8 protein-coding genes and 1 pseudogene are annotated in these 11,287 nt (G+C 45.5%); 4 read left to right on the forward strand and 5 right to left on the reverse strand.

Going from position 1 to position 11,287, the window contains the following annotated elements:
* Positions 1-225 precede the first annotated feature (225 nt).
* The 5 genes from ACQ4M5_RS35750 to ACQ4M5_RS35770 form a co-directional block, all read right to left on the reverse strand.
* Complete coding sequence (locus ACQ4M5_RS35750) at positions 226-4,509, reverse strand: ATP-binding protein (RefSeq protein WP_430680557.1); 4,284 nt, start codon at positions 4,507-4,509, stop codon at positions 226-228.
* Positions 4,510-4,562: 53 nt separating this feature from the next.
* On the reverse strand, positions 4,563-5,285 hold the full coding sequence (locus ACQ4M5_RS35755) for a Uma2 family endonuclease (RefSeq protein WP_430680558.1): 723 nt from the start codon (positions 5,283-5,285) through the stop codon (positions 4,563-4,565).
* Between the two features lie 62 nt (positions 5,286-5,347).
* Entirely contained in the window at positions 5,348-6,706 is a 1,359-nt protein-coding gene (gene mnmE, locus ACQ4M5_RS35760) for a tRNA uridine-5-carboxymethylaminomethyl(34) synthesis GTPase MnmE (RefSeq protein WP_430680559.1), read from the reverse strand.
* On the reverse strand, positions 6,703-7,269 hold the full coding sequence (gene rimJ / locus ACQ4M5_RS35765; protein WP_430680560.1) for a ribosomal protein S5-alanine N-acetyltransferase: 567 nt from the start codon (positions 7,267-7,269) through the stop codon (positions 6,703-6,705). The genes mnmE and rimJ overlap by 4 nt, the downstream gene beginning before the upstream one ends.
* Before the next feature lie 4 nt (positions 7,270-7,273).
* Positions 7,274-8,680, reverse strand: a complete 1,407-nt coding sequence (locus tag ACQ4M5_RS35770; RefSeq protein ID WP_430680561.1) for a protein adenylyltransferase SelO — start codon at positions 8,678-8,680, stop codon at positions 7,274-7,276.
* A 94-nt stretch (positions 8,681-8,774) separates the two neighbouring features.
* On the opposite strand from ACQ4M5_RS35770, the gene guaD reads away from it, so the two are divergent.
* The 4 genes and pseudogenes from guaD to ACQ4M5_RS35790 form a co-directional block, all read left to right on the forward strand.
* On the forward strand, positions 8,775-10,106 hold the full coding sequence (gene guaD / locus ACQ4M5_RS35775; RefSeq protein WP_430680562.1) for a guanine deaminase: 1,332 nt from the start codon (positions 8,775-8,777) through the stop codon (positions 10,104-10,106).
* A complete protein-coding gene (locus tag ACQ4M5_RS35780; RefSeq protein ID WP_430680563.1) occupies positions 10,103-10,288 on the forward strand; it encodes a hypothetical protein in 186 nt (61 codons plus the stop codon). The genes guaD and ACQ4M5_RS35780 overlap by 4 nt, the downstream gene beginning before the upstream one ends.
* Positions 10,289-10,559: 271 nt before the next feature.
* Positions 10,560-10,703: a hypothetical protein gene (locus ACQ4M5_RS35785; RefSeq protein ID WP_430680564.1), complete on the forward strand. Its 144-nt coding sequence runs from the start codon at positions 10,560-10,562 to the stop codon at positions 10,701-10,703.
* 93 nt (positions 10,704-10,796) lie between these two features.
* Positions 10,797-11,162 (forward strand): annotated as a pseudogene (locus ACQ4M5_RS35790) (IS4 family transposase); the annotation flags it as partial.
* Positions 11,163-11,287: the final 125 nt, after the last annotated feature.

The following is an 11,287-nucleotide window of genomic DNA, read 5'->3' on the forward strand; positions in this document are numbered from 1 at the left end:
AGTGCTATCTCGCCCCGGACTGGAAGTCGGGGCTAATAGAACAAAGTCCACTAAAGGGGACTGAAGAGCCTGAAGTTAAAATCCTCAGTCCGTTGAAACGGACTTCGCCCAGTTAGCCCCGACTTCCAGTCCGGGGCGAGGCAGTGCAATGAACGGCGGGATTTTATTAAGTGGCAGCTTCCTGAGTTGTAGAGGGACATCGATCGATGTCCTTTTTTAATCAATTCACACTGGAGGTCGATCGATTAAGGTTTGCACTGTTTGAACTAATGCTTCAGGTTCAACAGGTTTCGCTAAATGTCTTTGGAATCCAGCCTCGATCGCTTGTTTTTGATTCAGTTCTCCAGCATACGCAGTGAGCGCGATTGCATTTAGAATCGCAGATCGTTTCCGAATCTGTTCCATTAACATATAGCCATTCATGTCAGGCATTCCAATATCACTGACTAGAAGATCAAATTGCTGCTGCTCGATCGCTTCAAGAGCTTCGATCGCAGAACTTACAGCAGTCACAATTGCTCCCGACTGTTCTAATACAAAAGCAACAAGATCGCGGCTATCTTGCTCATCATCGACGACTAAGATTTGAATCCCTGTGAGCGAAGCCGTAGGAGCAGATTTTGAATCAGGACGATCGCAGTTCACATTAGCACCAGTTTTCAAACAAGGTAACTGTACTGTAAACGTTGCGCCTTGGTTTTCACCTGAACTTTCTGCTTGAACAGTTCCTCCGTGAAGTTCGACTAATTGACGCACGATCGCAAGTCCGAGTCCTAAACCGCCAAATTTGCGCGTTGAGGCACTATCCGCCTGACGGAAGTATTCAAACACATGCGGGAGAAAAGCGGCTGAAATACCTTGACCTGTATCGCTAACTGTAATCTGCACTTGAGTTCCAATTTGTGCGATCGCAATCGTAACGCTGCCCCCTTCTGGCGTGAATTTGATCGCGTTTGAGAGTAGATTCCAGACAATCTGTTGAAGGCGGGCAGCATCGCCTAAGACTTGCGGAGTTGCAGTGAAATCAGTGTGTAGCTGGATTGATTTCGCTTCGGCTGCTAGTTTGACCGTATCTAATGCAGAACGCACGATCGATTCCACATCGACTGGAGCCATCGTCAGACTAAGTTTGCCGCGTAGAATGCGCGAGACATCGAGCAAATCTTCGATTAGTTGAGTTTGCAGTTTGGCATTGCGCTCAATAATGTCGATCGCATAAGCTGTTTTTTCTGCATTCAGGTTGCCGCCTTTGAGCAATTTAGACCAGCCCACGATTGGATTAAGCGGCGTGCGTAGCTCATGAGAAAGAACTGCTAAAAATTCGTCTTTGATCCGGTTCGCGGTTTCTGCGGCTTCACGGGCAGCATACTCTCGTGCTAGAAGCTGCTCTTTTTGCTGTTCCGCCATTTTGCGATCGTGAACATCAAAACAAGACCCGATATAGCCTAAAAATTCGCCATCTGGAGTAAACCGAGGCACACCGACATCATAAATCCAGCGATATTCTCCATCAAATCGTTTGAGCCGATAGTCCATCTCAAACGTGATTCGGGCATCAAACGCAGAGGTATAGGTTTCTAAACAGCGATCGAAATCGTCAGGATGAACACCTTTTGCCCAACCATGACCCGTTTCTTCCTCGATCGTGCGTCCGGTAAAGTTTAGCCAAGATTGATTGAAGTAGTTACACAGCTTATCGATTCCCGACATCCAAACCAGCATCGGAGCCGAATCGGTTAACTGTCGAAAACGCGCTTCACTTTCTCGTAAGGCTTCTTCTGCCCGTTTTCGAGCGGTGATATCTCGATAAAAGATTCCTAAGCCTTCATCGAACGGATAAGCATGAATTTCTAGCCAAACATTGTGATCGGGTGGTTCAAAGTAATGCTGCTCAAAGTGAACGGGAATTTGTTCTGCGATCGCACGACGATATGCCCGCTCCGAAACCGAGCCAACCGCAGCAGACCATTCTTCCCAAATTGTTTTTCCGATGACTTCAGAGCGCGGTTTGTTGTTAATCCGTTCAGAAGCAGCGTTTTGATAGGTAATTCGCCAGTCTCGATCGAGTGCGACAAACGCATCGCCCATACTTTCGAGCAGTTGACCCAGGCGGCGATAGGCGGCTTCAGCTTCTTGTTGGGCAACTTCACTGGTCGATCGTAAAGCCTGCTCTCGCTGAAGCGCTTCCTGTCTAAGCTTAGATAGCTTTAGAGTTGCTTCCACTCGTGCTAAGAGTTCTCGTGCAGAAAATGGTTTGGTGAGATAGTCATCGGCTCCCGCTGCTAATCCTTCGATTCTTGCTTCTTCTCCGGCTCGTGCAGATAGCAAAATTACAGGTAATTCTCTTGCATTCAGTTGAGTTTGCAGATCAGAGCCTTCAGGTGGATCGCGTAGGACTTGTAATAGTTCAAATCCATCCATTTCTGGCATCATCACATCTGAGAGTACGAGATCGGGTATGTGTTGGCAAATTGCTCTCAAAGCGGCTGCACCATCTGGAACGGCTTCAACTTCGTATTGTGGACTGAGCAATCGAGTTAGATAGTCCCGCATATCTGCATTGTCATCTGCTAGAACAATTCGAGTCGTCGATCGATGAATTGATGCTGCAACAGGAATTTCTGAGGAAACCGTTGGCGCAGAAGGCAACCAGCGCGAAGCTTCCTCAACATAGGATGTCGCTCTAGTCGCTGTGGAAACGAGATTGCGCTGAGTACGATCGACTTCACTGCGTCGAACACGTTCGCTAGGTAAATGCTCATAGCCTGTTGGAATTGAAACAGTAAAGCAGGTTCCTTGATCAATTACACTGCTAACTTCGATCGTTCCGCCATGTAGTTTGACTAATTCTTGTACGAGCGATAGTCCAATTCCAGAGCCTTCATAGCTGCGTCCTTGTGCGCCTTTGACTCGGTGGAATCGCTCAAATACTTGCGCTAGTTCGGTTTCTGGAATTCCGGTTCCGGTATCTCGAACCTGTAGCTGAATGCGATCGTCTTTTGCACTCAAGCTCACAACAATCTCACCCTCGAAGGTGAACTTAAACGCATTCGAGAGCAAGTTGAGAACAATCTTTTCCCACATTTCGCGATCGACATAAGCAGGCTCAGACAAGGCAGCACATTCGACTCGTAAGCTCAGTCCTGATCGTTCAATCAGCGATCGAAACATTCCTGCTAAATCTGCGGTGAATTCAGATAGATCCGTCGGTTCATACACCGCTTCAATTCGTCCTGCTTCAATTCGAGAAAAGTCGAGCAGCGTATTGACCAGTTTTTGCAGTCTTAACGCATTGCGGTGAATCATCCCTAAGCGATCGCGCTGTTCCCCGGATTCTGCTGCGTTTAGGGCATCTTCCGCAGGTCCAAGCATGAGAGCCAACGGAGTCCGAAATTCGTGGCTCACATTCGAGAAAAAGAGCGTTTTTGCTCGATCGAGTTCTGCTAATTGTTCGGCTCGTTTGCGTTCTTCTTCATACGATCGAGCATTCGCGATCGCGGTTGAAATTTGCCCTGCAACTTGGGCAAGAAAGTCTTGATAGTTCTCGTTCAATTCCAGGCGCGGACTGATTCCAGCAACGAGCACTGCCGCGAGTTTCGTTTGTCCCGTTGCTGCGATCGGTAAAATCATCGCTTTCTGAATCGGTTCTTCCCAAAGCGCTCCAGAAATCACCCCGAAACGGTTGACTAAGTTGTGAATAATTTGCGGCTCCCCAGTTCGCACGACTTCAGCAATTCGCCAATCATCATTTGTATTGAGATCGATCATTTGCGGACTTTGTGCGATCGCTTCTCCTGCACACAGTCGAGCCTGATGATTCTCGACCAAATACAACATCGAAAATGGAATATCTGCTGGATCGGCTTGCAACATCGAAGCCATGAGTTCACAAGCCTCTTCTGCGGTTTTTGCAACTCCCGTTTTGGATGCTACTTCGCGCAGCAATCGCGCACGTCGATCGTTCAAAACTCGATAAGTCGTCTCGGTGACAATGTTGAGGACACCATCGACGACTCCTTTTTCGCCTTGAATCGGATTAAAGGTATAGTCAAAGTAGCATTCTTCGGTGTAGCCAAAACGACGCATCGATAGCAATTCATCGTTATGAAAGATTCCTTGCCCTGTGCTTAAGACGCTGGCAAATTCGGGTCCGACTGTGTTCCAAATTTCAGACCAAACTTCACGAGCAGGGCGACCCAAACCCCACGGATGCTTATCTCCTAGAATCGGTCTCCATGCGTCGTTGTAGAGTAAGAGATTGTCTTTTCCCCAATAGATTGCGATCGGGAATCGAGAATTGAGGCAAATACTGATCGACGATCGTAAACTTTGAGACCACTGTTCAACGGCTCCAAAGGGTGTGTTTGACCAGTCCAAGGAGCGCATCAACTCTCCCATTTCTTCGCCACCCATCAAGCATTCATAGCCTTCAGGCAAGGCGTTAAACGACTCGATCTTGCTACTCCCTAGCCCTTGTTCAGACACTGCAATTCGCGATTGATTAAGCACGATGATGCTACTGTCGATCGGCAAGGATAGGCTTCTGTCTCAAGAGCGATTTTCTAGAGTTGGTCGGAATCGACTCCGAGTTCCCGTAGTTTTGCGGCTAATCGATCGGCTCTTTGAGCTTCCTGTTCAGCCCGGAGTTCTGCGGCACGACGAGCGGATTCTGTTTCTTCGAGTCCGAGTAATTGAATTCCAGAGCTTGCTTCAAAGAATTTGAGATCTTGATTCTTTAAGCACAAGTCAATGCCTAACACTTCACTTCGTAATGAGAAATCGTTTGGTTGATCTAAAGGAATTTGAGGAATTGGAAAATAGTTGCCTTCAATGAGTCGGAAGCCTTGAAGCCGCGATTTGAGATAGTCACCTGTGGGATCGTACTGAAAATATTCCTGAACGCCCCAGAAGGCATATAGTCCTTTCTTAGAGCCTTGATCCTCGTTTACTGTGGATTTTGAGGTGATTTCTAGAACAAAGTTTGGGTATTTTTCGCCTTCTTCCCAAATTTTGTACGATCGACGTTTCCGCTTGTCCTGATTTTGCACGACAAACACATCAGGAGAGATGCAAGCTTTCGGGTTCCCTTCTTCGTAGTAGATCAGAATGTTGCCGGAGACATAAACATCGGATTGATTCTGAAAGTAAAGATCCAAGACGCTGACCGAATAGATTAAGTACGCTCGTTGAAAGTCGGTCTCTGCCATCGGTCTACCGTCAGACTCAGGATATTCAATCTCTGCGAGTAATTGGGCTAATTCGTAGGCATCTTGAGTGGTTGCCATTGCTTCACCTCGCGTTCCGAAGAATTGAAATTTAGTGTATCACGGGTAGAATAATTGTTCTACTATTTTCCAATACAGAATCGGCTGAAAATACGATCAAGAACGGATTCTGTGACATCTTCGCCAAGAATTTCGCCTAATGCTTGAATTGCACTCCGCAAATCGATCGTCCAAAAATCGAGCGGCAGTTGATTTGCGATCGTCGTCTGCACTTGTTCTAATGCAATCTTCGATCGAGTTAATGCTGCGGCTTGACGTTGATTGATCGCTAAATCTAAGTTTGCAGCTTGAATTTTTCCGGTTTGAACTGTGTTTAGGATTGCAGTTTCAAGCGCATCAATTCCTTGGTTTAAAGATGCCGCAGTTTTGACAATTTGAAGTGCTTTGGGAAGTTCACCTTCGACTTCGGATAAATCAATTTTATTAATAACCAAAATCAACGGTCGATCGCTAACTTGATCATAAATTTCTCGATCGAACTCTGTAAAACCAGCTTGAGCCTCGATTGTAAACAGCACCAAATCCGCAGATTGAGCCGCTAAACGCGATCGCTCGACTCCAATTTTTTCGACTTGATCTTCAGTTTCTCGAATTCCCGCTGTATCTAATACTTGAATCGGAATGCCACCAACGACAAGCTGAGATTCGACCACATCGCGAGTTGTCCCAGGAAGATTAGTCACAATTGCTCGATCGCTGCGACTCCAAGCATTCAATAAGCTCGATTTGCCAACATTTGGACGACCGACGATCGCGACTTTCAATCCAGTTCTGAGCAATTCTCCTCGATCGGCAGTCTCTAAGATTCGAGTCACTTCGGCTAAAACATGATGGAATTGAGCCTGAATCTCTGCTTCATCAAGCGGGGGTAAATCGTCCTCAAAATCAATTCGGGCTTCGACTTCCGCCAAGATATCTAAGCAAGTGGCGCGAAGTTGACGAATTGGAGAAGCGAGTTTTCCTTGAAGTCCAGCGAGTGCAGTTTGAGCCGCTTGAGGCGATCGCGCTCCAACTAAATCTGCAATACTTTCGGCTTGCGTTAAATCTAATCGTCCATTCAGAAAAGCTCTGAGCGTGAATTCTCCAGGTTGCGCTAATTTTGCACCTGTTTCGATACAAAGTTGTAGAACTTGTTGAACTGCAATGATTCCGCCGTGACAGTGAAATTCGACCACATCTTCGCGAGTGTACGATCGAGGAGCTAACATCACCAGAAGTAAAGCTTCATCGATCGTTTGTTGTGTTTCAGGATGACGAATGAAACCGTATAAAATTCGGTGACTTTCCCAAGTCTGATGACCTGGAGCATGGAAAAGTTTTTGAGCGATCGACACCGATTCTGAACCAGATAATCGAACAATCCCGACGCTTCCTTGTTCGGGCACAATTGCAGTCGCGATCGCAACAATTGTTTCGCTCATACGGGTCTCCAATTCGGGTTAATTAAGCTCGATCGAATGTGATCTTCCCACTTTCCGTTAATTAATAAATAGTCTCTGGCGTAGCCTTCGATCGTAAATCCTAATCGTCTTAAAACATTGCCACTTTTTTGATTGCGCGGCATATAATTCGCTGTAATTCGATGCAGATTCATCTCATTAAATACATATTGAATTGCAGATTGTAGTGCTTCATTCATATAGCCGTTTCCTTGTTCTTTTTCCGCAAGGCTGTATCCTAAACTGCACGAATATAAAATACCTTGAGTCATATTTGTAAAATTCACTGCGCCAATAATCGATCGTGGATCTTCCTTTTTAAACATAAATAATCTCAGCGATCGATCATAACCAAATTCGATAATACTCTTCTCGATTTGCTGTGACCAAAAATCACGAGTATAAAAATTTGCAGGACGAAACGGCTCGAACGGCTCTAGAAACTCGCGATTCTCAGTATAGTAATTTACGATCGCGGTTGTGTCATTGTGCTGAAGCAATCGAATAATCAACCGCGAAGTCAATAAAACGGGAGTCTGTAGCATTGTCTTACTTGCGAATTCGAGTTAACAAATCATAGAACGGTTGCCAGTTGTCGTCATCTGCGATCGGGTTCCAAACGTCTTCAATCTCTGGACGCACTAGACTAACCTCGGAATTGTATGAATTCAAGCGATCGGGAATTTGATCGATCTCAATATTGCTTAAAGTATTCAATGCTTGAGAGTAACTTTGTCGCCAGTTCTCAAACGATTGTGCTAACTCCGTATTCGAGGTTTCGTGCTGAGAAAAAATATGACTCGCGTTTTCGCTCCAACTGCGATCGAACTGTTTCGTAATTTGCCAAAAGAAATCGTGATAATCGATTTGCGATGCTTGTAAAAATTCAACGGTTCGATACACTAAATCTTTTGCGATCGATTCTTCTAATTGATCAAATCCCAATCGATACAGCATTCGTTTTTGATATGCCTTCTGATAATGCGATTCAAATTTTTCTAAGCTAGATTTCAGATCTGTTTCAGCAATGATTCGTCTTAATGGAATCTGAAGCATTTCTAAATTCCAGTAGCACATTCCTGGCTGATTCGCATACGAATACCGACCATAGTAATCAAAATAAGCCGCAGTAAAGTCTGGTTGATACGCTGGAATAAATGCAAATGGACCATAATCAAAACTTTCGCCAGTCACGGACATATTATCGGTATTCAAAACTGCGTGACAAAATCCTGCTGCCATCCATTGCGCGACTAATTCCGCAACCTTTTCGACTAATTCTGAATAAAATAGCGCGTATCGATCGCGTTCATTCATCAAATGCGGATAGTAAGTTTCAATCACATGATCGAGCAGAATTGCAATCAAATCTTTGCGGTTAATTGCATCTAATCGCTCGAATGTTCCGAATCGAATATGCGATCGACTAAACCGAATCATCACAGACGATCGAGTCGGTGACGGTTCATCTCCGCGCCAAAGTCCTTCCCCAGTTTCAACTAAGCTCAAACAGCGAGAAGTTCTCACCTTTAATCGATGCAGCATTTCCGCCGCTAGTACTTCCCGAATTCCACCTTTGAGCGTCAATCGCCCATCTCCACCCCGCGAGTAAGGCGTTCTGCCTGACCCTTTCGTGCCAAAGTCGTACAATTCACCATCGTTAGCACGAACCTGCCCATACAAAAAACCGCGACCATCTCCGAGCGCTGGATTATACGTACCAAATTGATAGCCGTGATATCTCATCGCAAGGAACGGCTCTCGTCCCTGAAACTTGCCAAACGCCTCGATAAAATGCTCGTCAGTCACATCGGTTAGACCCAACTGCGCCAAAATATCATCGTTGCGAAATCGGAGCAGATGTTGGGGAAACTCAGCCGCAGAAACACGATCGGAAAATTCGTCTCCTAATCGCTCAAACGCTGGCTCATAGTTCAGGGCAAGTAAGGGGTTCATGCACTTTAGTCATTGCTTCTTTTCAATCCTACCTGTGATTCCTGCATTCTAACCGTCTACAATCGAGCCAGAAGTTTAGCCCCCGAATTGTTCGATGACTGTTAAAGCCTTTCGCAGTGCAATTTTAGATTTTGTTGCCGATCCGTTCTCTGTGTCTGAGCTTGAAAGTGTGCGGTATTTTCCGGATGGCTTGCTGGTTATTGAAAATGGAACAGTCAAAGAACTAGGTGAATATGGTCAGTTAAAAGACCGATATGCAGGAATTGAAACTATCCATTACGTGAATGATCTGATCCTGCCTGGTTTTATTGATCTGCACATTCACTTTCCACAAACCGAAATGATGGCAGCTTACGGTGAACAATTACTCGAATGGTTAGAGAAGTTCACTTTTCCAGTAGAGCGAAAGTTTCGAGACAAAGCTTACTGCGATCGTATTGCACCCATTTTTATTGATCAACTGCTGCAAAATGGAACTACGACCGCATTAGTACTAGCGGCTGTGTTTCCCCAATCAGTCGAAGCTTTGTTTGAAGAAAGCGATCGACGAAATATGCGTTTAATCGCTGGCAAAGTCATGATGGATCGCAATGCTCCAGATTTCTTACGAGATACAGCAAAATCATCGTATGAAGAGAGCAAAGCTCTGATCAAAAAATGGCACAAAAAAGGTCGATCGCTTTATGCAGTGACTCCTCGATTTGCACCGACTTCGACTCCAGAACAATTAAAGTATGCTTGTCAGCTTCTCGAAGAGTTTCCCGATGTCTATTTACACACGCATCTATCTGAGAATGTGAATGAAGTGGATTGGGTAAAAGAACTGTTCCCAGATAGCAAAAGCTATGTTGATGTTTATGATCAATTCGGACTGGTGGGAGCGCGATCAATCTTTGCTCATTGTGTGCAGCTAATCGAAGCAGAGTTCGATCGACTCTCTGAAGCGAAATCTACGATCGCATTTTGTCCCACTTCAAATACCTTTCTCGGTAGCGGTTTGTTTAACTTAGAACGTGCGATCGCAGCCCCGATCAAAGTTGGCTTTGCCACAGATGTTGGAGGTGGCACGAGCTTTTCAATGTTCCAAACAGCAGGCGAAGCTTACAAGATTGCACAGCTACGACGACAAAAGCTTTCACCGTTTCAAGCAATGTTCTTAGCAACATTAGGAGGAGCAAGAGCATTGAGTTTGGATGATAAGATTGGCAACTTTGATGTAGGTAAAGAAGCAGACTTTACTGTGATTAATCCTCGATCGACTCCAATCATGGCATTGCGAAATCAAGGTGAGATACCGACCACACTGGAAGAATTAAGCGATCGACTGTTTAGCTTAATGATTATGGGCGACGATCGAGCAATTCAAGCGACTTACATTCTGGGTGAACTGGCGTATCAGCAATCGCTTTTTGCTGCCCACTCATGATTGTTTTACTTTTCATTACTGTGTTGAGCCTTTCAATTCGACGACTCCATCCGGTCGAGGATCTTCAATGTCTTCTGGCGAATCTTCCTCATCGTCAAAAAGTTCAGCGTCGAGAGCTTCCCACAATTGCCGCTTCTCAGAGAGGTCTAGAGCAGAAACGGCTTCTAACAGCGATCAATTAGGAGATTTCTACTTTCACGGTGTTCTCAGACATTGCAACTCTCCTTGAGTTGCCCATCCTGATTGTGCCTGGTTCAATTTAGCAATGCAAAGCGATCACCGTTAGCAAGACGATCGCTAAAGCTGCGAGATGGATTTAGGGTGCTAGATTTGTAGAGAGCCAAAAAGTAGGAGTTTTATGGTGGCTTCCAAGTGGAATGTTTTAGTCGAGGAAACCGAAGACGGTAAAGCGCTGCCTTCGGCACAGCAAAGCTGCCCGCAACCGTTCTAGAATTGCCTTCAGTTCATGCGATAGCGGATACGCGGCAGGATGCAATTACTCAGGCACAAAGCCTTTTGGCAGAGCGATTAGCCAAAGTCGAAATTATCTCGATCGAAGTCGAGCCTTCTGACCTTAGTGATGTAGAAAAGTCTTGAAAGGGTTGTGATATCTAGAATCTCAGATGAGACAAGAGTGGCTTAAGTGGGGCGAATTATGCGATGCTCAAGTTCCTACACAATCGCAACCGTATGCAAACGCCCCACCTTTATCGTCAACTAATCGACCAATTGCGTCAATGGATCGAACCGAAAGATCAACGTCACTTGCAAGGATTTGCGGAAGCAGTGGCGGCAATCTTACAATCTGAGAGTGCGTGTCTCAGCCATTGGCTGCCCTATTTGAGCCATCGTGACTGCACTGCCCGGAGTCATTTAGAGCGATTGAGTTATTTGATTCACAACCCGCACATCAGCGCTGAGACTTTTTATGTGCCCTTACTGCAACAATTTTTGCAAGCGTTTGCAGGCAGTGACTTAGTGTTAACGCTCGATACGAGTTTATTGTGGGATCAGTTCTGTCTGATTGAGGTCTGCCTTGTCTGGGGCGGACGCTCCTGAAATGAACCCTCAAAACTAGACCAGGTACTCCGAATTTTTAGCAGCATTTACTTGTTCATCAGTATACTGCTTCCTTCATTTGTTTTCAGGTTTGTCTTACTGTTTCTCTTCCTGCTCACGCT

Source organism: Leptolyngbya sp. AN10 (assembly GCF_050565645.1).
Taxonomy (GTDB): domain Bacteria; phylum Cyanobacteriota; class Cyanobacteriia; order Leptolyngbyales; family Leptolyngbyaceae; genus Leptolyngbya.

Excerpts from the sequence above, each read along its gene's own strand:
- rimJ (WP_430680560.1), bottom strand. The coding sequence starts at position 7,269 with ATGCTACAGACTCCCGTTTTATTGACTTCGCGGTTGATTATTCGATTG.
- ACQ4M5_RS35755 (WP_430680558.1), bottom strand. The coding sequence starts at position 5,285 with ATGGCAACCACTCAAGATGCCTACGAATTAGCCCAATTACTCGCAGAG.
- ACQ4M5_RS35780 (WP_430680563.1), top strand. The coding sequence starts at position 10,103 with ATGATTGTTTTACTTTTCATTACTGTGTTGAGCCTTTCAATTCGACGA.
- guaD (WP_430680562.1), top strand. The coding sequence starts at position 8,775 with ATGACTGTTAAAGCCTTTCGCAGTGCAATTTTAGATTTTGTTGCCGAT.
- mnmE (WP_430680559.1), bottom strand. The coding sequence starts at position 6,706 with ATGAGCGAAACAATTGTTGCGATCGCGACTGCAATTGTGCCCGAACAA.
- ACQ4M5_RS35770 (WP_430680561.1), bottom strand. The coding sequence starts at position 8,680 with ATGAACCCCTTACTTGCCCTGAACTATGAGCCAGCGTTTGAGCGATTA.